General features: G+C 28.2%; 23 protein-coding genes and 1 other annotated feature. Of the genes, 4 read left to right on the top strand and 19 right to left on the bottom strand.

The features are described from left to right. Positions 1-9: 9 nt before the first annotated feature. The 9 genes from ARA56_RS02030 to ARA56_RS01990 all read right to left on the bottom strand — a co-directional run bounded on the left by ARA56_RS02030 (position 10) and on the right by ARA56_RS01990 (position 8,983). Positions 10-375: a hypothetical protein gene (locus ARA56_RS02030; protein ID WP_055263427.1), complete on the bottom strand. Its 366-nt coding sequence runs from the start codon at positions 373-375 to the stop codon at positions 10-12. Positions 376-574: 199 nt separating this feature from the next. Continuing rightward, positions 575-787, bottom strand: a complete 213-nt coding sequence (locus ARA56_RS02025; RefSeq protein ID WP_055263425.1) for a hypothetical protein — start codon at positions 785-787, stop codon at positions 575-577. A 72-nt stretch (positions 788-859) separates the two neighbouring features. Continuing rightward, positions 860-2,050, bottom strand: coding sequence for a pentapeptide repeat-containing protein (locus tag ARA56_RS02020; RefSeq protein ID WP_055263423.1), 1,191 nt, complete (start codon positions 2,048-2,050; stop codon positions 860-862). A 101-nt stretch (positions 2,051-2,151) separates the two neighbouring features. Next, positions 2,152-2,544 (bottom strand): hypothetical protein, encoded by a 393-nt coding sequence (locus ARA56_RS02015; RefSeq protein WP_055263421.1) that lies wholly within the window; start codon positions 2,542-2,544, stop codon positions 2,152-2,154. A gap of 172 nt (positions 2,545-2,716) precedes the next feature. Next, a complete protein-coding gene (gene hydA / locus ARA56_RS02010) occupies positions 2,717-4,102 on the bottom strand; it encodes a dihydropyrimidinase (RefSeq protein WP_055263419.1) in 1,386 nt (461 codons plus the stop codon). Between the two features lie 149 nt (positions 4,103-4,251). After that, the gene (gene trpS / locus ARA56_RS02005; RefSeq protein ID WP_055263417.1) at positions 4,252-5,265 is read right to left on the bottom strand and encodes a tryptophan--tRNA ligase; all 1,014 of its coding nucleotides are present in this window, start codon (positions 5,263-5,265) and stop codon (positions 4,252-4,254) included. Positions 5,266-5,375: 110 nt separating this feature from the next. Further along, positions 5,376-5,621 (bottom strand) — a binding site (T-box leader). Positions 5,622-5,680: 59 nt separating this feature from the next. Continuing rightward, positions 5,681-6,619 (bottom strand): L-lactate dehydrogenase, encoded by a 939-nt coding sequence (locus ARA56_RS02000; protein ID WP_055263415.1) that lies wholly within the window; start codon positions 6,617-6,619, stop codon positions 5,681-5,683. Positions 6,620-6,842: 223 nt separating this feature from the next. Continuing rightward, positions 6,843-7,148 carry a PTS sugar transporter subunit IIB gene (locus ARA56_RS01995; RefSeq protein WP_055263413.1) on the bottom strand — a complete coding sequence of 102 codons (306 nt, stop codon included), beginning with the start codon at positions 7,146-7,148 and terminating at the stop codon, positions 6,843-6,845. A gap of 239 nt (positions 7,149-7,387) precedes the next feature. Continuing rightward, positions 7,388-8,983: a hypothetical protein gene (locus tag ARA56_RS01990; protein ID WP_055263411.1), complete on the bottom strand. Its 1,596-nt coding sequence runs from the start codon at positions 8,981-8,983 to the stop codon at positions 7,388-7,390. A 284-nt stretch (positions 8,984-9,267) separates the two neighbouring features. Here ARA56_RS01990 and ARA56_RS16355 point away from each other — a divergent pair, with 284 nt between their 5' ends. After that, positions 9,268-9,681: a cytochrome b5 domain-containing protein gene (locus ARA56_RS16355; protein ID WP_084758928.1), complete on the top strand. Its 414-nt coding sequence runs from the start codon at positions 9,268-9,270 to the stop codon at positions 9,679-9,681. A 93-nt stretch (positions 9,682-9,774) separates the two neighbouring features. After that, the gene (locus tag ARA56_RS16765; protein WP_172675728.1) at positions 9,775-9,921 is read left to right on the top strand and encodes a hypothetical protein; all 147 of its coding nucleotides are present in this window, start codon (positions 9,775-9,777) and stop codon (positions 9,919-9,921) included. Positions 9,922-9,989: 68 nt separating this feature from the next. Here ARA56_RS16765 and ssnA read toward each other — a convergent pair whose 3' ends face one another. From ssnA to ARA56_RS01940, 9 genes are all read right to left on the bottom strand, one after another. Further along, positions 9,990-11,324, bottom strand: a complete 1,335-nt coding sequence (gene ssnA, locus ARA56_RS01980; protein ID WP_055263409.1) for a putative aminohydrolase SsnA — start codon at positions 11,322-11,324, stop codon at positions 9,990-9,992. Between the two features lie 15 nt (positions 11,325-11,339). Further along, positions 11,340-12,554: a diaminopropionate ammonia-lyase gene (gene dpaL, locus ARA56_RS01975; RefSeq protein WP_055263407.1), complete on the bottom strand. Its 1,215-nt coding sequence runs from the start codon at positions 12,552-12,554 to the stop codon at positions 11,340-11,342. A gap of 22 nt (positions 12,555-12,576) precedes the next feature. Further along, positions 12,577-13,506, bottom strand: coding sequence for a carbamate kinase (gene arcC / locus ARA56_RS01970; RefSeq protein WP_055263405.1), 930 nt, complete (start codon positions 13,504-13,506; stop codon positions 12,577-12,579). Positions 13,507-13,674: 168 nt separating this feature from the next. Then, the gene (gene ygeW, locus ARA56_RS01965; RefSeq protein WP_055263403.1) at positions 13,675-14,868 is read right to left on the bottom strand and encodes a knotted carbamoyltransferase YgeW; all 1,194 of its coding nucleotides are present in this window, start codon (positions 14,866-14,868) and stop codon (positions 13,675-13,677) included. Between the two features lie 52 nt (positions 14,869-14,920). Next, positions 14,921-16,123, bottom strand: a complete 1,203-nt coding sequence (locus ARA56_RS01960) for a YgeY family selenium metabolism-linked hydrolase (RefSeq protein ID WP_055263401.1) — start codon at positions 16,121-16,123, stop codon at positions 14,921-14,923. 239 nt (positions 16,124-16,362) lie between these two features. Continuing rightward, the gene (locus ARA56_RS01955; RefSeq protein ID WP_055263399.1) at positions 16,363-18,129 is read right to left on the bottom strand and encodes a sigma-54-dependent Fis family transcriptional regulator; all 1,767 of its coding nucleotides are present in this window, start codon (positions 18,127-18,129) and stop codon (positions 16,363-16,365) included. A gap of 196 nt (positions 18,130-18,325) precedes the next feature. Beyond that, positions 18,326-18,754 (bottom strand): DUF3783 domain-containing protein, encoded by a 429-nt coding sequence (locus ARA56_RS01950; protein WP_055263397.1) that lies wholly within the window; start codon positions 18,752-18,754, stop codon positions 18,326-18,328. 123 nt (positions 18,755-18,877) lie between these two features. Next, positions 18,878-19,609 (bottom strand): Ntn hydrolase family protein, encoded by a 732-nt coding sequence (locus ARA56_RS01945; RefSeq protein WP_055263395.1) that lies wholly within the window; start codon positions 19,607-19,609, stop codon positions 18,878-18,880. A gap of 207 nt (positions 19,610-19,816) precedes the next feature. Next, the gene (locus ARA56_RS01940) at positions 19,817-20,959 is read right to left on the bottom strand and encodes an AI-2E family transporter (RefSeq protein ID WP_055263393.1); all 1,143 of its coding nucleotides are present in this window, start codon (positions 20,957-20,959) and stop codon (positions 19,817-19,819) included. A 216-nt stretch (positions 20,960-21,175) separates the two neighbouring features. Here ARA56_RS01940 and ARA56_RS01935 point away from each other — a divergent pair, with 216 nt between their 5' ends. Further along, positions 21,176-21,415 carry a hypothetical protein gene (locus ARA56_RS01935; RefSeq protein WP_055263391.1) on the top strand — a complete coding sequence of 80 codons (240 nt, stop codon included), beginning with the start codon at positions 21,176-21,178 and terminating at the stop codon, positions 21,413-21,415. A 61-nt stretch (positions 21,416-21,476) separates the two neighbouring features. Here the strand turns inward: ARA56_RS01935 and ARA56_RS01930 are convergent, their stop codons facing one another. Next, positions 21,477-22,679, bottom strand: coding sequence for an acetate/propionate family kinase (locus tag ARA56_RS01930; RefSeq protein ID WP_055263389.1), 1,203 nt, complete (start codon positions 22,677-22,679; stop codon positions 21,477-21,479). Between the two features lie 248 nt (positions 22,680-22,927). Here ARA56_RS01930 and ARA56_RS01925 point away from each other — a divergent pair, with 248 nt between their 5' ends. After that, complete coding sequence (locus ARA56_RS01925; RefSeq protein WP_055263557.1) at positions 22,928-23,983, top strand: YeiH family protein; 1,056 nt, start codon at positions 22,928-22,930, stop codon at positions 23,981-23,983. Positions 23,984-24,036: the final 53 nt, after the last annotated feature.

Here is a 24,036-nt window from a genome sequence, read left to right as displayed (position 1 = left end):
TCTATTTTCTTACATTCTATAAGTCATCATATCATCTATCTCTGTAACTCTTACTGAGTCTAAGCTTTCAATAATATCCATTATTTCACTAATTTCTTCTTTGTATATTTTAGCTATATTTCTTTTAATATAATTATACACTATATATTTTAATTCTTTATTAACATCTAAACTTAACTCTATCTCTATAGTAGATATATCTTCATTCTCAAAAGCATCTTCAATCTTATTAAAAAACAAATTATATTTTATTAATCTGTCTTTGTCTATATCTAAAAAATACTTTACAAACTCATGGTTAATCATAGAATCTCCTATAACTTCTAAAAATGTATTTACCTCTTTCCTTGACAATAATAATTTATTTATAATCATAATATCCTCCATCTAATAATTACTTAAACTTTTAAATCTATTTATAAAATTACAAATTTAAATATCACTTTCCTTAGATTATATTAAGTAATTCTACAAATTATACCTATACATATTAATATTAAAATAATAAAAAAGTTGTTGATAACTCTCTTAAATAAGATCTTTACCAACAACTTCTTAATCTGTTATTACTGTTTTATTCTTCTTTTATTTCTTCTTTTTCTTCATCTTTATCCACTTTATTATCTTCTGAAGTTTCTAAACTACTATCAACTTCAAAATCTTCAATGTTATTACATGAGAATTTTTCAAAAGAAACTATCTTTTTTACTGGTGCAAGTAAAAAACCTACTGCTGCTCCTGCTAAGAAAGAAACTGCTCCAATTAAAACTTTTTCCTTGTTATCCACTTTTCTACCTCTATATATAAAATACTTCATACTTCTATACTATTCAAAACCTTAATTTATTTTACAAAAATTTTATCTTACTATTTTTCTAGTTACTGTACCTACTCCTATTCCTATTATTATTAATCCAACTAACATTTCTACATTTCCTAAAAATTCTGAAAATCTAATTGGTTCTATGCTACTAGATCCAACTCCTGAGAACATACCACAACTAAGGGTAATTGCTTTATGTATATTTAATAGATGGTAAGTTAAATCATTACTGTATATTTTATAATTTAAATAACTTATCATATTATCATCTATTTTTATTCCAAATATTAAATATAAAATTGCAAAAATTAATATAGTTGCTAATGCAAAAATAATTGAATATATTGGTCTTTCTCCATAACCACAAGTTGCCCAATATAAAAAGGAGTTTATTCTTGGAAAAATTTTTAAAGTCTTTCTTTGCGTCAACTTACACAAATAATAGTACTCACCAAAGTTATTATTCAGATTATTTTCCTTAAATTTATCTCCTATTGTTTCATAGGTCATATATACCCCTTCATATTCATTTCTGTCTTTTTCTCTAAGCTTTATTTTATCAAAAAATGTTTTTTCATCTAACTTACTCTTTATTTTATCAGTAAAATCTAAATCTATAATATATGTACTCATTATTTTTGCTCCAGATAGATCACAATCTTCTATTCTAATACGTTTTAATTCTGAGTCTATTATAATCAAACTAGTCATATCACTTAATAAAAAGTAAGTATTACTAATAAAACAACTACTAAATATACAGTAAGCTATCGTGCTTCCATCAAACTTAGCATATATTTCACAATTACTAAATTCACATGAAAAATTATCTCTTCTATTTAATGAAGGTTTCTTTTCACTTTCCTCCTTATAGAAGCTACAGTTTTTAAATATAACTCCTCCACTTTCAAATTTGCACTTTTTAAATATACACCCTATAAAATTACAATTTTCAAATTTTATATTACCAAAAGTGCAATTTTCAAATATAGTACAAACTATATCTTTATCATTGATTTTCTCATAATCTTCTTCATCTTTAATTCTTCCTATTCCAAAATGTTTATCTTCAAATTTTTTATAGCTATATTCATTATCAGGAATATAAATTTTGGGCAAATCTTTTGTTTCAATTAGTTTATTAAATATTTCTTCATTATTCTTTCTTCTTTTTTTTAACTGTTCTCTTGTTACTTGTCTTTCCTCTTTAAAATTTACATATGACACTATACATTCAACCCCTTATATAGCTATTATGTTATTTATACAAGTACTTTATTCTTCTAAGTAAAACTAAAAGTACTTGCGCTTACACAAGTACTTTTTCCTTAATTAACTTCATTTGAATTATTTGTATCATTTTTATTGCTACTATCTTCTATACTTTTGTCATCTATATTATTATTTGTATCTTTAGGCTGAATATTAGTTACTGAATATATTTTATCTATTATAATATCATATCCACCACATAACATAACTGTTACTATTAATGAATTAATAAAAACACCATAATAATATATTACTGTTTGCGTTGCTGTCTTTGTTACAAGTCCCATTATTATAATATGACTTATAGCTAGAAGAAAAGTATAAAATCTAGTTCTAATCTTTTTAATTATAGGTAAATTCTTTGTAACAAAAACGATTAACTCTACAACAAAAAGTGTTCCTGTAAAACTTGCTAAAAAGTCTGTAGTAACGAAATTATTTATTTCCATAAATTACTCCATTTAAATCTTTATAATTATTATATTTTAAAAATATTATTGTGTTCTTAAGTTAAATTATTATATTTTATTAAATATTTAAAGTTATATCTAAGTAGTATAATTAAACTTTACTTTTCTTATATGATGATGGTAGTAATATTATGATTTATTTATATTTAAACTAAATTAAATTTACTTTATCTCTTTTAATAAACTTTCCTCTACCTTTTTTACCAATAAATTTTCCTTTATCATATATAATTTCGCCATTACTTATAGTCATTATTGGATATCCCTTTACTTTAATTCCTTCATAAGCAGTATAATCCACATTTGAGTGTAAATTATTTGCACTAAGCACCTTTTCTCTATTAGGATCTATTATTACTAAGTCACCATCACTTCCAACTTGAATAGTACCTTTCTTAGGATATAATCCAAAAATCTTTGCTGGATTTGTTGCACAAACCTCTACAAATTTATTTATACTAATCTTCTCTTTCATTACACCTTCTGAAAATATTAATGGTATCCTCTCCTCAACACCAGGAGCTCCATTTGGACATTTAGTAAAATCATCTTTACCTAACTGCTTGTCTTTTGAAAATGAAAAAGGACAGTGATCTGTAGCTATAGTTTGAATATACCCTTCATTTATTCCCCTCCATAACTCATTACAATTATAACTTTTCCTAAGAGGAGGACTCATTATATATTTTAATCCTTCATTATTATCTAATTCATATTTCTCTTCATTCAATATTAAATATTGAGGGCATGTTTCTGCATAAACCTTTTCCCCTCTTCCTCTTGCCATCTTAATATAATCTAGCCCTAACTTAGTAGATAAATGTACAACATATAGAGGTGAATCTCCAGCTATTTTTGCAATATTTATCATTCTATTAACAGCTTCCCCCTCTGCCTCTTCAGGTCTACTCAAACAATGGTACTTTGGAGACTTTAATCCTTCTTTAGTAAATTTCTCTCTTAAATATTTTATACTTCCATGATTCTCACAATGTACAGTAGTAATACTGTCTAACTCATTTAATCTTTTAAATATTTTTACCATATCTTCATCTTCAATTTTATAGTCATATGTTAAATAAGCTTTAAAACTACTTATTCCTTCATCTTCAACTATGCTCTTCATCTCTTCTAGTATATTTTCATCTATATGTTGTATTACTCCATGAAAACTATAATCGATTACAGCATTATTATCAGCATATTTATGATATACATCTACTTGATGCTTCAAATTACAATTCTTAGGTCCAAATCCCATATGATCAACTATAGTTGTTGTTCCTCCACAAGCTGCTGCTATAGTCCCTGTATAAAAATCATCATTAGCTCTTGCTATACCTACATCAAGGTTAAAATGAGTATGTACATCTACTCCTCCTGGAATTATATACATACCTTTTGCATCTACTATCTTATCAGCATCTTTTAAAAGTTCTAATCCTATTTCACTTATTCTACCTTTTTCTATATAAATATCTCCATTATAAATATCACTAGCTGTTACTATAATTCCATTTTTAATCAATAAAGACATAATCATCAACCTCACTTTACATACTCTCTCACAATAATTTACGATATTATTCCATGAAGCTTATATAAAAAAAGACTGAATTTTATCAGTCTTTCTAAATAATAAACTCTTTACCCTATAGCATTTATATTTTCTTCTTTATACATTTATTACTTAAAATATTCAATTCCTATTGCTTCTCTTACTTCTTTTGTTGTTTTACTTGCTACTTCTCTAGCTTTAATGCTTCCTTCTCTTAATATCTTATATACATAATCTAAATCTTTCTCATATTCACTTCTTCTTTTTCTTATCGGCTCTAATTCTGCCTGTAGCACTTCATTTAAATAACGCTTTACTTTTACATCTCCTAAGCCACCTTGTTTGTAATGCTCTTTCATACTACAAACTGCCTCTTTATCTTTACAAAAGGCATCTAAATAAGTAAATACAGTGTTTCCTTCAACTTTACCTGGATCTGATACTTTGATATGGTTAGGATCTGTATACATGCTCATAATTTTTTTGCTAACCACATCAGCTTCATCTGATATATAAATAGCATTTCCTAATGACTTACTCATTTTTGCCTTGCCATCAATTCCTGGTAATCTTCCTAAGGTATCTTCAGGAACCATTGCCTTAGGCTCCACTAATATATCTCCATATATAGAATTAAAGGTTCTAACTATTTCTCTAGTTTGCTCAATCATAGGCAATTGATCTTCTCCAACTGGCACTAAATTAGCTTTGAATGCTGTTATATCAGCAGCTTGACTTACAGGATATATTAAAAATCCAGCAGGTATACTATTTTTAAAATCTCTTAATTTAATTTCCTCTTTTACTGTGGGATTTCTATTTAATCTAGCTACCGTAACAAGATTTAGATAATGCATAGTTAATTCATTTAACTCTTGTATTTGTGATTGTACAAATATAGTAGCTTTACTTGGTTCTATTCCAACTGCTAAATAATCTAACGCAACTTCTATTAAACTGTTTCTTATCTTTTCAGGATTTCTTGCATTATCTGTTAATGCTTGCTGATCAGCTATCATAATAAAACTTTCATACTTTCCAGTATTCTGTAATTTAACCCTGTTTTTTAATGAACCTATATAATGTCCTAAATGTAATTTACCAGTTGGTCTATCCCCTGTTAAAATAATTTCTTTATTCATACTTTTTAACGCCTCCAATAATTAAACTCAATTTGTAATCAAAGTAATACTCTGAATACTATTTTCTAATTTCTATACCATAAAAAAATAAAAACTCCATCCTATAAATATTATAGGACGGAGTTAATCCGCGGTACCACCTAAATTGTATAATTTAAAATTATACCTCTTAAATTCAAGTACTAATATACTTTACCTGCTATAAGGTGCAGGCCACCATATCACATACTCTTATAAAAATTTCTGCTAATTCCTCTAAGGTCCATTCACTAAATTTTTTCTTGCTAAGATTTCACCATCCTTAACTCTCTTAATTGAATCTAAATTTAGTTACTTCTCCTTTTCATAGGATTAATACAATTCATTTACATATATTGTATAATACTTTTATCATATATTCAATATTTTTATAATTTTATTTTCCATTTATTCTATCAATATATTCTCTCATTATTCTTGCAGATGAAGTAAACTTTTCTTTTTCTTCATCTGAAAAATCTACTTTAAGCACTTTTTCTACTCCATTTTTTCCTACAATTGTTGGAACACTTAAATAAGTGTCACTTACACCACAATAATCATTAAGAAGCGTTGATACTGTTAAAATAGTTTTTTCATCCCTTAAAAGAGCCTCCACTATTCTAACTAAAGCAACAGCAACTGCAAATGCTGTAGCTCCTTTACGATTTATTACTTCATAAGCACAATTCTTAACATCCTCTGATATAACTTTTTCTGTTTCACAATCCCATTCTATTGAATTTTGTTCTGAGAAGCTTTTAACAGGAATAGTTCCTACTCTTAATGATGACCAAGGAACAAATTCACTATCTCCATGCTCACCCATCACAAAACCATCAATTGTTCTTCCATCTATCTCAAAATATTTTCCAAGTAAACTTCTAAGTCTAGCTGTATCTAAAACTGTTCCTGATCCTATAACTCTTTCTTTTGGGAATCCTGATAACTTATATGTCATATAAGCTAAAATATCTACTGGATTTGATACTACTAGTAATATTGCATTAGGACTTGCCTTAGCTATCTTAGGAATAAAATCTTTAAATATACCATAGTTTTTATCTACTAAATCTAATCTTGTTTCTCCTGGTTTTTGATTTAATCCAGCAGTTATAATAACAACATCAGAATCTTTAGTATCTTCTATTGTTCCTAAAGTAACATTACATGGTTTGCATAATGAACTTCCATGCATTAAATCCATTACTTCTCCTAAAGCCTTTTCTTGATTTATGTCATTTATCACTATTTCCCTTGCTATACCTTTTTGCAATAATGCAAAAGCTGTTGTTGCTCCAATTGATCCTGCTCCTATAATTGATATTTTACTCATAGCTTTCACCCCTTGATTTTATATTGTTAATAAGCACTATTGTTTAATAATTGTTATTTTAGTATATTATACCATATATTTTTTATAATAAAAAATAAATTCATTCATATTATTAACTTTATTAAATCTAATATTCATACTATTAAATAACTTTTATATTATTAACCTCTTTTAAAAAAAATAAAGCCAAGAGATAACTTATTAATCTCATGGCTTTTATTCTTTATTTCTTTGCTATATTAAGAGCTAGATCTATTACTTTATCAGCATTTCTCATTCCATATGTTATATGATCTATAATTTGTACCGGTATTTCTTTAGGCTCTGCCATTTCTCTTACCTTTCTTATGTAGTGCTTAACTTGCGGTCCAAGTAAAATTACACTAGCTCCGTCTATCTCTTTAACTATATCCGTATATCCAACTCCTGTAATATCTAAATCAAGATTTTTTTCAATAGATATTTTATTCATCTTATTTACTAAGTCTCCTGTAGACATACCGTTTAAACAAACAAGAACTATCTTCATCTTACTTCTTTCTCCTCCCACCTTAAAATATTATACGAATTCAAAATATCTTTCGTTTCCATATCCCTCTCCTTTGATAACCTTTTCATTAATGGTGTTATTATAATTCTTTAAATTTATACTTCCACCTATAATATACTTATTTACATATCTCTAAATATATTCATCAATTTTATTTACATATTGAAAACCTCAAGCAATTCCACAACTTGAGGTTTTAGAATTTTTTAAAACTATCTTTACTCACACCTTGTTATAAGACTATATGAATCTTGTCTAATACTTATATCATTTATCTTTTTAATTGATATTTTTATTTTTCCTCCTACAACAGTATTAATATCTAAAAACTTATCAGTTTCTTTCTTTTCCTTTTCGATTTCTTTTTCCCAAATAAAAATTTTCTTATTTAATATTGCAGATGATATTCTAACGATATTAACTTTATTCTCAATCTCTTTTTGTTCTACTTTAAGTCTTTTATATTCATTCCACATAATCTCCATAGAATCTTCCTCATTATCATTAAATAAACTTCTATAATCTTCCGCAATATCTAACTCAACTTTTTTCTTAGGATATTTTTCTACCTTCCATTCAAAAACTTTAGCTAAATATATTTGAAAATCACTTGATACATTATTTTTTTCTACTCCAATGGGATGATACAAACCTTTTTCATCAACTCTGTACTTTTTAATTATCTCTGATGTACCATCCACTATATATTTATTTTTATTAACTTTATCATTTTTATATCTATCTTTAATTATATTAGATATTATTCCCTGTCTTATCTTCAGCTCCTCTATTTTCCAAAGATATTCTGCTATACATTCTGCATCTAACAATCTCAACATTTTATTATTTGTTATATCTAACTTAGTTAAGTCCAGTGTAATAATTTCTTCCCCAAATACATTATTTATTGATTTAATTAATTTTCTTTTTTTATATTTTGCTTTAAGTTTATTGGAAAGCTTACACCACATAACTCCCATATTCAATTTACCATTTAGCACCAACGTATACTCTCTAAATATATAAGAATCTAACTTTAATTTATTTTCTTTATTTTTTACCTCTCCGTCTATTTTAACCTTAGCGAAGATATTTAATTTCTTACTTCCTATAACTATATCTTTTATCTCTCCATAACCAATTTTAGGTCTTATAAAAATGTAATTATCTTCTATCATATAGTTTTTTTGAGTTGTTCTTTTATAATCATAGCTATAATCCCAAAGTAATTTTGATTCTTTATCTTCCATTATTTCATTTAGTATTTGAATCAAACATTCAGCCTCTTCATTTTTTGAATTTGCTTTTATCTTTAACTTTCCCTCTTTAAATCTATTGCTTCTTTCATCAATACATACCGTTAATATATTCATTACTTTTATTTTTTCTTCAATATTAAAGTCTTTTTCTAATAAATTATATATATAAATATCACCTATTTGAGCTATTATTTCTTGTCCACTTTCTATATTTTCATTTTTAATATAATATAATGCTAAAGAGTATAAAAAATCTTCTTTTATTGCTTCATCGATTTTATTTTTCTTTATAGCTTTAAACTTTTCTTCATTTATAATTAAATCATCTTCAAAAACAACTATTTCACATTTATCATAGGATATACTTCTATGTCCTCTCATTCTTCTAGATTCTTTTGTAATAAAATAATCATTACTTTCAATACTATAATCTTCACCTTTATCTGAAACTTTTTTTATTAAATAAAAATTACACATCTTATTTTCATATTCAGATATTTGAAGCTTTTCCCCTCCTAAATATTCCACTTCTAAAGACTCTTTACTTTTTAACATATTTTTCTCCTAAATATATCACTATGTAATAGTATATTTAGGAAAATAAAAACTTATGAACTCTAGTTCTAATATAAAATGTTTTTATAACAAAAATCTAGCTAAGTAATATTTAGTTAGAATAATATACTTTTTATTTACCACCCTACACCTAGATTATCAACTAATATCTAATAAATATTTTTATTAACAAGTTTAGAATAAATATCTTCCACTGAACAAATAATACTTATATCAAAGAATTATTTGTTTCAAAAATATATAAACTAAAAGGAGTAATCAATATGAAAAAACATTTCTCAAAATCTATTAACTTTTTATTAATAACTTTACTAGTAGTAGGGCTTTTTGTTGGTTGTGGTAATAAAACTACTAATGATACTACAAACAATAAACCGCAAACAGAAAACTCTACTAACAATACTACTAACAATTCTACTACAGATAATAAGGAATCAAGCAATTCAGGAAATGAAAAGACCTTTACTCTTGATGAACTATCTAAATATGACGGTACAAATGGTCAGCCTGCATATATAGCTGTTGATGGTGTTGTTTATGATGTAACTAGTAATTTTCCAAATGGTGAACATCATGGCTGTAAAGCTGGTACAGATTCAACTGAATCAATCAAAAAGATTTCTCATGGTTCTGCAATATTAAGTAACTCACCTGTAGTTGGAAAATTAGCACAATAGTAAAAGCTCGGCAATTAGCCGAGTTTTTTTTGCTAATACCGTTAATTGACTATATAATATTTATAAAATATTATATTAAGGAGGTTATCTTAAATGAATTCTAAGAACAATGAAGAAGTTATATGTCCAATTTGTGGAGAAATAATGGATAAATATCCTTATGCATATGATAATAATCAGTATGGTAAACTTTATTACAAATGTGATGTATGCGGCCATAAAGAAGTAAAAATTATATAGCTTATCATAATAAAAAAGTGCCTAGATAATCTATCTAAGCACTTCTTATTTTTAACTACTTTCTTTTATTAACTATTCAATCTATCCCAAAGCTTAGCTGATACCTCTCTTGATTTAGTTAATATTTCTTCTTCATCAACAGTTAATATTTTTCTATCTTTCATTACTACCTTACCATTAATTATTGTTGTATCTACTGATCTACCTGTCATTCCAAAGAATATATGTCCAAATAAATTATTTTCATTCATAACTGTAAGCGGATTATAATCTACTACTATTAAGTCAGCGTAAGCACCTTCTTTTAAAATTCCAACTTCATTTTTAAAGTACTTTGAAGCAATTTTACTATTATTCTTAAAGGCCATAGTTCCAGTTTCCATAAAACCTATATTTGGATTACAAAGATTGGCTTTATGAATTATATTTTCAACCTTAATAGATTCAAAAATATCACTTGTATAACCATCTGTTCCTAAGCCTACTGTTAATCCTTTTTCAAAAAATCTAATAACAGGTGCACATCCCACTGCATTTCCCATATTAGACTCTGGGTTATTAATTACAGTAGTATTAGTTTCTTTTAGAATATCCATCTCTCTATCATTTACATGAATACAATGAACTGCTAATGTCTTTTCACCTAAAATTCCATAATCATTTAGCCTTTCTACAACTCTCTTACCACTTCTATTTAAACTATCATATACATCTTCAATACCTTCTGCTACATGTACATGATACCCTACATCAAGTCCCTCCATAGCATCAACGCATTTTAAAAGGCTTTCATGACTTAAAGTAAAGGATGCATGCATTCCAAACATACCTTTTACCATATCATCAGTTCTACTATTGGCATATTTTATAAAATCTATATTCTCCTTTATTCCAGCTTCTAATATATCTTTACCATCTCTATCAGATACTTCATAACAGAAACTTCCTCTTACCCCTAAATCTTCAGCAGCTTTTGCTAAAGTAAAAAGACTTCCTTCTACTGACATAGGACTTGCATGATGGTCGAAAACAGTTGTTACTCCATCTTTGATACACTCAATTAAAGTAGTATATGCACTATACTTGTTATCCTCTTCTGTAAGCTTTTTATCTATTTTCCACCAAACATTTTTTAATATATCTGTAAAAGACTTAGCTGGAGGATTATTTAGGTTTAATCCTCTTGCAAAAGCACTATAAATATGATGATGAGTATTTATAAGTCCAGGCATTATAACCTTTCCAGAAACATCTATTACTTCAGCTTGTCCGTATTTAACCCTTAATTCTTTGGTTGTACCAATTTCCTTTATAATATTTCCATCTATTAGAACAGCTCCATTTTCTATAAAAGGATTGTTTTCATCATGAGTAATTACTCTTCCATTACATACTAATATCATAACTATCTCCTAACTTTATTCTTTTCCGTATTCGCCTTCCCAAACAATCTTCTTATACTTATCTGGGTCTGTATCTCCTTCTGTACTAAACAATAATATTTTTGAGTTTTCGTCTAATCCTAAAGTATCTTTTAATTCTTTGTATTCAGTATTAGTCATGATTTCATATATAAGCCCTAAAGTTACTGCTCCTGATTCTCCAGAAACTACTTTAGTATCACCTTTCATTGGATTACCAAGAATTCTCATTCCATTTGCTGCAACATAGTCAGGACAAGAAACGAATAGCTTTGAATAGTTCTTAAGAACCTTCCACCCTATTGTATTTCCTTCTCCACAAGCAAGACCTGCCATAATAGTTGGCATATCTCCATCTACTACCCTAAGATTTCCATCATTAGCTACTGCTGATTTATAAAGACAAGCTGCTTCACTAGCTTCAACTATTGTAGTTTTTGGACAATCATCTCCAAATATAGATGCAAAGAATCCTTGAATTCCACCAGCTAATGATCCAACACCTGCTTGTAGAAATATATGTGTTGGCCTTTCTACTCCATAGCTTCTTAATTGATTTAATGCTTCAAGCCCCATAGTCCCGTAGCCTTCCATAATCCACGCTGGAATATCCTCATATCCATCCCAGGCAGTATCTTGAATAACTACACCATTATGCTCATCTGCGTACTTTGCAGCAAGCCTAACAGCTTCATCATAATTCATATCTGTTATAGAAGCATCAGCACCTTCTTTTCTAATATTCTCTAATCTAGTTAAAGAAGAGCCTTTAGGCATATAAACTACGGACTTTTGTCTTAATTTATTTGCTGTCCAAGCTACACCTCTTCCATGATTCCCATCAGTAGCAGTTACAAAAGTTATATCTCCTAATTCCTTTCTAACTTCATCTGAAATAAGCTTTTCATATGGAAGTTCTGATATATCTTTACCTAATCTTTGAGCCATATATTGAGCCATAGCAAAAGAGCCTCCAAGAACCTTAAATGCATTAAGTCCAAATCTATATGACTCATCTTTTATATAAATTCCACCTAAACCTAAATATTCACTAAGCTTATCTAATGCAACAAGTGGTGTTTCCTTATATTGTGGAAAACTAGAATGAAACTCTCTAGCTTTCCTTATTTCTTTTTCAGATAAAAATTCTAAATCTATTTCTTCTTTATTATGAGGTAAAGTATTTACCTTCCATTTTATTTTTCCCCTCATTTCCCCATTCCCCTTTTATACTCTATTTGCTTATTCTTGTTCCTGTTTTACCAGCTATTCCATCCTTAGCTCTTTCTAATAGTGTTATTAACGCATAACGGCCTTCTTTTGATTCTGCAAATTCTATGGCAGCCTCAACCTTAGGCTTCATTGATCCAGGAGCAAATTGCCCTTCTTCTACGTACATTTTCATTTCTTCAACCTTTACATCATCAAGCCATTTTTGATTTTCTTTCCCGTAATTTATAGCTGCTTTTTCTACCGCAGTTAATATAATAAGGCAATCAGCATCTAATTCCTTAGCTAATTCACAACTTGCAAAATCCTTATCTATTACAGCATCAACACCTTTTAATTTACCATCTTTCTTTATAACTGGAATTCCTCCACCACCACAAGCAACTACCACGTGCCCAGCATCTGCTAAAGTTTTTATAGTTTCAATTTCTACTATGCTCTTAGGTTTTGGTGAAGCTACGACTCTTCTATATCCCCTACCAGCATCCTCTATTACATTTTCACCTTTTTGGACCATTAAATCTGCTTCTTCTTTAGTCATAAATCCGCCAATTGGTTTTGTTGGATTAGTAAATGCAGCATCATTTTTATCTACTTCAACCTGAGTTATTATTGTAGATACACTTTTATTTATACCTCTTTCTAGAAGTTCTTCTCTTAAGGCATTTTGAAGATCATATCCTATATATCCTTGGCTCATTGCAACACAAACAGACATTGGACACAATGAATACTTAGGATAATTTTTACCAAGTTCTGTCATAGCCAAATTTATCATACCAACTTGAGGCCCGTTTCCATGAGAAACTATAACTTCATTCCCATCTTCAATTAAATCTATAATTGCTTTAGCTGTAGATCTTACAGCTACCATTTGCTCCTCCAAATTATTTCCTAAAGCGTTTCCTCCTAAAGCAATAACTACTTTGCTCATTAATTTTCTCCTTTCAAAACCGTAACTTAATACTATAAATAATTAAAAAGGTAGCTTAGCCACTATTGAAAATTTACCTTCAATTAGTATTATCTTTTCTTTTAATACAGATGCTATTCACTACCTTTTAATTTAATAAAATTTCATCCTTAACTATTCTATAATATACTATTTTAATTTTCTAGCTTTATTATCATTTTCTAATTTAGCTAAAATCTCTTGAGGATTTTTAACCTTGCTTAAAAATATCATTGCAGCTATTATATATGGTTTAAAGCTAGCTTCTTTATATAAAGGATCTCTATATCTATCAAAAACAGATGCTGCTACTTCACCTGCTTCACAGCTTACACCAGTTATATCTGCAGGTAAGCAGTGTAAATAAAGTGCTGAGCCATCCTTAGTTAATTTCATCATTTCTTCAGTACATTCCCAATCTTTGTGATTAGCATTATGTGCTAATAATTCTTTTTCTAACTCCTTAATTCCCTCTAAATCACCTTTTCCATATAAGTCTGTACGTTTTTCCATTGCAACAAACGGTGCCCAGCTCTTAGGATATACTATATCTGCATCCTTAAATGCTTCTTCCATAGAATTAGTTTTAGTAAATGATCCACCTGACTTTTCAGCGTTTCTTCTAGCTACTTCTTCAACATCTCCCATAACCTCATAACCTTCTGGATGAGCAAGTACAACATCCATACCAAATCTAGTTAATAAACCTATAATACCTTGTGGTACTGATAATGGCTTACCGTATGATGGTGAATAAGCCCATGTCATTGCAACTTTTTTACCTTTTAAGTTTTCAACTCCCCCAAATTCATTTATTAAATGAAGTGCATCTGCCATAGCCTGAGTTGGATGATCAATATCACATTGCAAATTTACAAGTGTTGGTCTTTGTTCAAGAACTCCATTCCTATATCCTTCTTGAACTGCTTCAGATACATTTCTCATATAGGTATTACCTTTTCCAATATACATATCATCACGTATACCTATAACATCAGCCATAAATGAAATCATGTTTGCTGTTTCTCTTACAGTCTCACCATGAGCTATTTGAGATTTACCTTCATCTAAATCTTGAACCTCTAAACCTAAAAGATTACAAGCTGAAGCAAAGCTAAATCTAGTTCTTGTAGAATTATCTCTAAATAAAGATATTCCTAAACCTGAATCAAATATTTTAGATGAAATATTATTCTTTCTTAATTCTCTAAGAGCTTCTGCTATAGTAAATACCCCTTGGATTTCGTCATCTGATTTTTCCCATGTTAAGAAAAAATCATTGTTATACATTTCCTTCAAATCTAATCCATTTAATTTTTCTATATACTTATCCATTAACGCCATATTCGTATTCTCCTTTTCTCTCACTTCTTATATATAAATTTAAATATTTTAATTATTCTTTATCTTCACAATATAAAGTTGGAACTGCTGCATAAACTGCCGCACATTTAACTAAATCAGCTTTCCAAGTCTTTTCATTTGGCGCATGGGCTTCTTCCTCTTTACCTGGTCCGAATCCTATACAAGGTATTCCATATCTACCCATTATAGAAACTCCATTAGTAGAGAATGTCCATTTATCAACTTTAGGTGTTCCGTACATTCCTTCATATGCTTTAACCATAGCTTGTGTTGCTGGTGCTTCTTCCGGAATTACCCATGTTGGGAAGTAGCAATCTGTTGGATAAATAAGGCCTGTCCAGCTTGGTCTTTCATATTTATACATAGTAACTTCTGCATTATATTTCTTAGCAAAAGGTAAATTTCTTACTTCTTCTAAAGCCATTTCATAAGTTTCTCCATCTGTTAAACGTCTGTCTAATGAAATTGCACACATATCAGCTACTGCACAGCGTGATGGTGAATTATAGAATATTTGTGAAACTGTTATTGTTCCTTTTCCTAAGAATGGATCATAATGTAAGTTATCATTTAATACTCTTATTTCTTGAAGTATATCAGCCATTTTATAAATAGCATTATCTCCTCTTTCTGGAGCAGAACCATGGCATGATACACCTTTAACTTCTACTCTTATCTCCATACGTCCACGTTGTCCTCTATAAATATTTCCATTAGTTGGTTCTGTAATTACAACAAATTCTGGTTTTATTTCAGATTCGTTATATATATATTGCCAACAAAGTCCGTCACAATCTTCTTCTTGAACTGTTCCAGTTACTAGTACAGTATATTTATCTGATAAAAGCCCTAAATCTTTCATTATTTTAGCTCCATATGTTGCAGAAACTATCCCTCCTAATTGGTCTGATGCTCCACGTCCACCTATTTCACTTTCTGTTTCATATCCTTCATAAGGATCAAACGTCCAATTGCTTAATTCCCCAAGTCCAACTGTATCAATATGAGCATCATAGGCTATTAAAGTTTTACCTGTTCCCATATATCCTAATACATTACCCATTTTATCTATTTCAACTTTATCAAATTCTAAACTTCTCATTTCTTCTGCTATTCTTTTAATAACACCTTCCTCTTCAGAACTTTCTCCTGGTATAGCTATTAAGTCTCTTAAAAATCTTGTCATCTTACTTTCGTAACTCTTAGCACGTTCTTTAATCTTATTGAAATCCATAACAATCCTCCTACAAAGTTTTTTTTATTACAATTATTAATAAAGCAAAACTCATGCCAAATATAAAAATAAAAATTTAATTTTTTTCACCATTTATTCACGTTTTTTAAAGCCTCTATCTAGAATTATTTATATTGAAATTTAAAAAAATTATCAAAATGATAACTACTTATCATTTTGATAATCTGTCTTAATCCTTTAATTTTCATATCTTTGTTAGTATTTTATCATTTTGATAATTATTCTAAGCCATCCATTTTTCTATATAGCGTAGCTATTCCAATTCCCAATTTTTTTGCTGCAATTTTTTTACCTTCTGTAGTATTTCCATATTTCTCTATAGCTTTTTTTATATATAACTTTTCAATCTCTTTTAATGGTATTATTTCTTTAATATTTATACTTCTATCTATACTATCATTTAATAACTCCTTATAATTTTCTATAAAAGATTCTGGCAACATAGATTTATCTATAATACCTCTTTCATCTGAAATGCTTACCATAAACTCAACAACATTCTCTAACTCTCTCACATTTCCTTGCCACTTATATTTACGAAACATTTCTGATACTTCATCATCAATTTTGTTTACAGACTTATTAAGTAGATTATTATATTTATCCACTAAAACATTTACTAATAAAGCCAAATCCTTTCCTCGTTCTCTTAAAGCTGGAACTTCTATTGGTATTACATTCAATCTATAATAGAGATCCTCTCTAAATTTCCCTTTCCTAACAAGCTCTTTTAAATCTTTATTCGTTGCTGCAACAATTCTAATATCTAGTGATGTAAGTTTATTAGATCCAACCCTTACTACTGTTTTTTCTTGAAGTACTCTCAATAACTTAACTTGCAAAAATAGAGGCATATCTCCGATTTCGTCTAAAAATATAACTCCTCTATTAGCTAATTCAAATTTTCCTATACGCCCATTTACATTCGCTCCAGAAAAAGCACCTTTTACATATCCAAATAATTCACTTTCTAATAAAGATTCTGGTATTGCACCACAATTAATAGCTATAAAAGGTTTATTTCTTCGTTCTCCCTCTGCATGTATCGCTCTAGCTACTAGTTCTTTGCCTGTCCCACTTTCCCCTGTTATCAATACTGTTGACTTTAAATTACTTATGCTTTTAATTTTTTTCTTTAATGACTTCATAGCATCAGATTCACCAACAATACATGATATATCTGTTTTATTATTACCATAAGTTAAAGTTACAGCTTCTTCTTTTATATTCACAAGTTTATTAAATATTAATATTTTACTGTACTCATCTATATCTAATGATCCTTGGATTAATCTACCAACTACCTCATATTTTATATCGTCTATTTTTATTTGATAAACATTATTATCATTAAACTTATCATCAGTTTCATCAATAGATATTCGTTTATTTATTACCGATGATTTCAATTTTAATTCACTCGCACCTTTTTTATTAATACTACTAATTGAATTATTAGAATTTACAACTATAACTCCATCATTCACAGAATTAACTATCTCTTTAAAAAAATCTAAACTCTTTATTTGAATCATATCCTTAGTATATTCAGATACCTTTGCCGAGATAAGTTCTGATATTTGTTCTATAAATGATATTATTGTACCTAAATCATTTAACAGCCTACTTTTTTGTTCTACCGTGCTACATACTACCCCTATTACTCCAATAACTTTTTCTTCATATATTATTGGGAAACTTACCTCCATCTTCTCTAAACAATTATCTTTTTCTGGACACTTTTTACAAAGTATATGTTCTCCTGGATTTTCTATAAGATGAATTCTTTTTTTGTTTATAGTCTCTTTATATACAAAACCACTTCTCTTTATATTTTCATTTATTCTATCTTCAAAAATCCCTGTTCCAGCTATTCTATTTAAACTTTTATCTACTATCTCAACATCAATTTTTAATATATTAGAAATAACTTTAGCATATCTTATAACTGAATCCTGTATATTTTTTAGATAAAGAGAATTCATATACTCTATCCTCCTATAAACTTCTCACTCTATTATTATCCGTATGTTTTCTTTACTTAATAAATATTAATATATTATTAAATTATTAATCTCAAAACTTGTCTTATAAGATGATTTTACCTTTTATTACCATTTTATTCAATAAACAAAATAAAAAAGAAGTAATAATCGTTTTATTACTTCTTTAACTAAATAATTATTTTTTATGTAAATCTGAAAAATCTCCATTATTTATAGCAGCTCTTTCATTTAAAAGGTTAACTATTACTTCATTTAAAGTCCAATTTATTGATGTCTCTGTTACTATCGCTTTAAGAACATTATTTATTCTTATTTTCTTTAAATTATCTATAAACATATTAATTTTCATATTCGATATATTATTAAATATTATAGCTTTCTCTTTTCTGCCTTCTTCACAATTAGAATCTATTTTATCTTCTAATATATCTTTAATTATACTATTTCCATTTTTTGAATATAAACATATCTGATCTCTTAACCCTAAAATACTAGCATAATTCTTAACTGCTTTAAGTTCTTTTCCATTAAAATTACATAAAATCACACAACTTCTTGCATCGTTATCTAAATCACTATTTTTATCAAGTATCTCAAAAGACATAATTTCACCTCAACCTTAAATTTATTAAATATTAATTGAAATTCTATCATATTTGATAATAAATATCAAAATAAAAATATCTATCCAAACTGATAGATATTTTTATCAACTTTTAATTAATATTTAAGGCTTAATTATAAGGGTCTCAACCTTTCCTCCTGTACTACGTTCCTCTTCTCTATAATTTTCTTCATAATCATCGATTACTTCTTGCAAAGATTCTTTAACTATAGATAATATCTCTCTATCTTTAAGATTTTTCAAGTGATCCATACATAAATCCATATTATTATCTTCTTCGCATCCAACATTTTCTCTTAATTTATTTACCATCATTTCACTACCTGAACCAATAGCCCAAAAACTTCCTTTTCCTGAAATTCCTTGCCATATAGCTCTACCTTTTACAGCCTTAATTCCATAAATAACAGGCTCATCATTATCAAAACCTACTACTAATATATCCCCTGTATAATCTATTAAAAGATTAACATATTTTTCTGCAATTAACTCTGCAGTATCTGCTACTGTAAGTTCTTCAATACAGCTTAAATTATTAAGATCATTTATTATTGTACTTACTGATTTAGTTATTATATCTTTACCGCTTCTTAGAGTTTTTATAGAATTTGTATCTCCAGCAAAAGCTACACCTACACCATTCTTTAATTTAAATAGTTTTTTTCCTGTATCATCATGAATCTTTTCCCCATTCTTCTTTGTAATTGTAAGTCTAGTATCCGCTGCGAGCATTATTTTATTTTCACCAATTACAGCAATTATAGTAGTAGCATTGGCTGTTAATGTAATAAGCATAAAAAATATAATAGTATTACAAATAATTTTTTTTAACAAGCTACACCTCCTCCTCTCTCTATTTATAGTTTGTCAAATTGCTTTATTTATTCTAATTAAATTATGTTATATTATGACAACAATACCTTACCTAGCAAATATAAAAAACGTAAACCTTTAATAAAAACTTAAATTTAAATCTAAAAAAAGACTATTGCATCCAATTAATTTCTGCAATAGCCTAATAATTATGAAAACTTCCATCTTTTAATTCACTATTATATTTTTATTATTTAATCTTTTATTTATAAACTCTTTAGATACCTTATATATTACTGAGAAAGTTGGTATACCTAATAACATTCCTAAAAGACCAAAGGTATTACCTCCAATAAGCATAGCTAACATTACCCATATAGGTGGTAATCCTACTGAACTTCCAACTACTCTTGGATAAATTAAATTACCTTCAATTTGTTGAAGTACAATTATAAATATTACAAACCAAAGTGCTTTCATTGGATCTATTATTAAAATTATAAAAGCAGACGGTATAGTTCCTATAAAGGCTCCGAATATTGGTATTAATGCCGTTACAGCTACTAATACACTAATAAGTAATGCATATGGCATATTTAATATAATCATTCCTATAAAGCATAGTACCCCTATAATAATAGCTTCTATAAATTGGCCACCAATATAGCTAGAAAAAGATTCATTTGCTACTCTTCCTAAATACATCACCTTATCTGCAAAATTCTTCTTACTAAATGCATATAAAACTTTTTTCATACCTAATTGTAATCTTTCTTTATTTAGTAACATATAAATTGAAAAAATTAAAGAAAGTATAAAATTAACTAATCCACTAGTAAAGCCTACTGTAATATTAACTACCCCCGATAAAGATGATACAACTATTTGTCCTGTAAATTGAAGTACTTCCTTCCAAGCTGATAAAAAGTTATTCCATAGTGTACTTAAGATTTCTGTGTTACTTACATATTTATCTATTAAAGCTTCAAAAGATTTTATATATCCAGGTACTGTATCAGTTAAAGTAGACACACTATCAATCAGCTGTGGAATTATAAAGATTATTAATCCGCAAATTACAGCAACTACAGTTATAAAGGTTAAAGCTACTGATAATGGTCTTTTAAGACTAGAATACTTTATATACTTTCTACTATCTAAAAACTTAAATACTCTCTCTTCAAAAATTCTCATAACTAGATTTAATATAAATGCTATAGCTATTCCAATAATAAACGGTGAAATTATTCCTATTATATTCTTCCCACCTGAAATAATATTTTTAAAATTAAAAATTACATAAGCCAGAATAATTGTATATGTAACTAATCCCCAATACTCTTTAAACTTTTCTCCAATAAAATTTTTCAAAGTTTCCTAATCCTCCCTTAACATTCTTAAGTTTATTTAAATGATATTATACACCATTTAGGTAGATAAATATATTTTTCAGTCCATTTATACAGTAATTTTAACATTTTATTAATTATTAAGCTGTAATACTTTTAAATAATATGGATAATTTAAACAAAATCACCTTTTTTAAATACTATATAGTATAAAATCTAATGATAGGAGATGATATACATGTCAAGAAGTTGTTGTAATAATAACTCCTGTAATTCGTGCAATGGTAATAGTGCATTAGACTTCGGAAATTCTTGGATTGCTGTACTAGCAATATTTTTAATATTCGGTGGTGGAGGGTTTTCTCAAAGTAGCTTTTGGGGAGACTATAACAAAGTTTTTCGTTGTAGCGGATTTGCTAATGCTTGGTGTGATAATAATAACTCAAATTTTAGTAGCCTTACAGAATCCTCTAATTAAGTTCTGCACTTTTACAAAGCAAAAATATCCTCAGCATTCACGCTGAGGATATTTTACTTTACTATTTAATATTTTCTACTAATTTAACTGTATCTCTAGCAATCATTAATTCTTCGTTAGTAGGAATTACATAAACCTTAACTCTTGAATCATCTGTAGATATTTCTTGAATTTCTCCTCTTGTTTCATTTCTTTCATTATCAAGTTCAAATCCTAAGAATTCTAATCCTTTTAAGCTTTCTCTTCTAGTTAATGAAGCGTTTTCACCTATTCCTGCGGTAAATACTATTACATCAATACCACCCATAACTCCAGCATATGATGCAATTTGAGCTCTTACTTTATAATGGAATACATCTAAAGCAAGCTTAGCTCTTTCATTTCCTTGCTCTGCTGCATCTCTTACATCTCTGAAGTCTGAAGAAATTCCTGAAATTCCAAGAACACCTGATTTTTTATTTAATAAATCATCAACTTCTTGCATTGTATAACCTTTTTCTTTTATTAAAAATCCAATTACAGATGGATCAATACTACCTGATCTAGTTCCCATCATAACTCCTGCAAGTGGTGTGAATCCCATTGAAGTATCTATTGATTTGCCACCTTTTATAGCTGCTAATGAACAACCATTGCCTAAGTGACAAGTTACTATCTTAAGATCTTTTATATCTTTATTCATAACTTCAGCAACTTTATTTGATACATACTTATGAGATGTTCCGTGGAATCCATATTTTCTTATTCCATATTTTTCATATAATTCATATGGTAAAGGACATATATATGCTTCCTTAGGCATAGTTTGATGGAATGCTGTATCAAATACACCCACCATAGGTACATTTGGCATTAATTCCATACAAGCTCGTATTCCTATTATGTTTGGTGGGTTGTGTAACGGTGCAAGTGCATTACACTCTTCAACTGACTTTAAAACTTCTTCCGTTAATACCACTGATTCTGAATATTTTTCTCCCCCATGAACTACTCTGTGTCCAACTGCTGCTATCTCATCCATTGACTTTATTACGCCATGCTTTTCGTCGATTAAAGCTTCTAAAACTAATTTAATAGCATCTTTATGATCTTTAATCTCAGCTTTTATTATATATTTTTCTCTACCTTCAACTTTTTGAGTTAATTGAGAACCTTCAATTCCAATTCTTTCAACTAACCCTTGAACCATAGATTCTTCTGTACTCATATCAATTAACTGATACTTTAATGATGAACTACCACAATTGATTACTAACGTTTTCACTTATCTTTCCTCCAAACTGTAAAGCTAATAAATTTAACATACTTTAATAATACAACAAATCCTTGAAAATTGAAAATAATTAATTATTCTTTTTTATCAAAAAAATCTGATAATTGTTTCGTTATTTTATTTATTATTTTGGATAAACTATCATTGTATTAATTCCATATATAAAATTGCTAATAAAAAATTTAACTAGAGAGGAAGTGAATATTTGTAAGGTTTTAAATATTCCTTACTTTTTCAATATGAGTAACGAGAATAACAAGAATCAAAATAGTTTTATAAAACATGCACTTCAAATTCTTCCTGGATTTTTAGTGTGTGTTGTAATAGCTATAGTAAGTAAAATAATAGCTAAACTTTTTCTCCCAACATTAGGTGCAGCTACAATTGCAATAATTATAGGTATAATCGTAGGTAACACTTTTGGTAGAAAAGAGTATTTAAACAAAGGTACTAAATTTTCTGAAGGAACTCTTTTATCTATATCAGTAGTCTTATTAGGTGGAACATTAAATATTAGTCAATTATTAGATTTAGGTATCAGGGGTATACTCTTTATAATTTTGCTTATGCTAATGACATTATTCGGAACTATTTGGGTTGGAAGATATCTAAAGTTTGGAGAAGACTTTGTACTTTTAATGGCTAGTGGTAATGCTGTATGTGGTTCATCTGCAATAGCTTCAACAGCTCCCGTAATTAATGCACATAGTAGGGATAAAGGTATTGCCATTACTATGGTTAATGTAACTGGGACTGTTCTTATGATATTACTTCCACTTTTAACTTCTTTTTTATATAATAATGAAACTTTTAGAACATCAGCATTTTTAGGTGGAATACTACAATCTGTAGGGCAAGTTGTTGCTGCTGGTTCAATGGTAAGTGAACAAGTAAAAGAACAAGCTACTATTTTTAAAATAGTAAGAATTGTATTTCTTGTCGTCGTAGTATTTTTACTTGCAGCTTTAAAGAAAAAAAGTACTGTTAAAGGTGTTGAAGCCGTTGAAGAAGAAATACATAGTCATAATCATCAATCAAGAATAAAGATTCCATGGTATATTATAGGATTCTTTATAACTTGTGCTTTATATTCATTAAATATAATTCCACATAGTCTTACTCATACGTTAAAAGAATTAGATAACTTTATAGAAGTTATTGCTTTAGCCGGAATAGGTATGAGAGTATACTTTAAAGATTTAATACAACAAGGTCCTAAAGCTTCAATGTATTGCGTATTTATAGCTCTTATTCAAATAATAAGTGCTATTGTGTTAATAGGTGTTTTATTATAAATTTTTAACCATAAATTAATTTTAATATTAATTTATGGTATTTTTTATCATTT

The sequence above is a fragment of the Clostridium disporicum genome (genome assembly GCF_001405015.1).
In the GTDB taxonomy this organism is placed as follows: Bacteria; Bacillota; Clostridia; order Clostridiales; family Clostridiaceae; genus Clostridium; species Clostridium disporicum_B.
This window is presented reverse-complemented; position numbering and strand designations above follow the sequence as displayed.

Excerpts from the sequence above, each read along its gene's own strand:
- ARA56_RS01935 (WP_055263391.1), top strand. The coding sequence starts at position 21,176 with ATGTCAAGAAGTTGTTGTAATAATAACTCCTGTAATTCGTGCAATGGT.
- arcC (WP_055263405.1), bottom strand. The coding sequence starts at position 13,506 with ATGAGCAAAGTAGTTATTGCTTTAGGAGGAAACGCTTTAGGAAATAAT.
- hydA (WP_055263419.1), bottom strand. The coding sequence starts at position 4,102 with ATGTCTTTATTGATTAAAAATGGAATTATAGTAACAGCTAGTGATATT.
- ARA56_RS16765 (WP_172675728.1), top strand. The coding sequence starts at position 9,775 with ATGAATTCTAAGAACAATGAAGAAGTTATATGTCCAATTTGTGGAGAA.
- ARA56_RS01995 (WP_055263413.1), bottom strand. The coding sequence starts at position 7,148 with ATGAAGATAGTTCTTGTTTGTTTAAACGGTATGTCTACAGGAGACTTA.
- ARA56_RS01960 (WP_055263401.1), bottom strand. The coding sequence starts at position 16,123 with ATGGATTTCAATAAGATTAAAGAACGTGCTAAGAGTTACGAAAGTAAG.
- trpS (WP_055263417.1), bottom strand. The coding sequence starts at position 5,265 with ATGAATAAAGAAATTATTTTAACAGGGGATAGACCAACTGGTAAATTA.
- ARA56_RS01925 (WP_055263557.1), top strand. The coding sequence starts at position 22,928 with ATGAGTAACGAGAATAACAAGAATCAAAATAGTTTTATAAAACATGCA.
- ARA56_RS02015 (WP_055263421.1), bottom strand. The coding sequence starts at position 2,544 with ATGGAAATAAATAATTTCGTTACTACAGACTTTTTAGCAAGTTTTACA.
- ARA56_RS01950 (WP_055263397.1), bottom strand. The coding sequence starts at position 18,754 with ATGTCTTTTGAGATACTTGATAAAAATAGTGATTTAGATAACGATGCA.
- ARA56_RS02030 (WP_055263427.1), bottom strand. The coding sequence starts at position 375 with ATGATTATAAATAAATTATTATTGTCAAGGAAAGAGGTAAATACATTT.
- ARA56_RS02000 (WP_055263415.1), bottom strand. The coding sequence starts at position 6,619 with ATGAGTAAAATATCAATTATAGGAGCAGGATCAATTGGAGCAACAACA.
- ARA56_RS01990 (WP_055263411.1), bottom strand. The coding sequence starts at position 8,983 with ATGTTAAAAAGTAAAGAGTCTTTAGAAGTGGAATATTTAGGAGGGGAA.
- ARA56_RS16355 (WP_084758928.1), top strand. The coding sequence starts at position 9,268 with ATGAAAAAACATTTCTCAAAATCTATTAACTTTTTATTAATAACTTTA.
- ygeW (WP_055263403.1), bottom strand. The coding sequence starts at position 14,868 with ATGGCGTTAATGGATAAGTATATAGAAAAATTAAATGGATTAGATTTG.
- ARA56_RS01955 (WP_055263399.1), bottom strand. The coding sequence starts at position 18,129 with ATGAATTCTCTTTATCTAAAAAATATACAGGATTCAGTTATAAGATAT.
- dpaL (WP_055263407.1), bottom strand. The coding sequence starts at position 12,554 with ATGAGGGGAAAAATAAAATGGAAGGTAAATACTTTACCTCATAATAAA.
- ssnA (WP_055263409.1), bottom strand. The coding sequence starts at position 11,324 with ATGATATTAGTATGTAATGGAAGAGTAATTACTCATGATGAAAACAAT.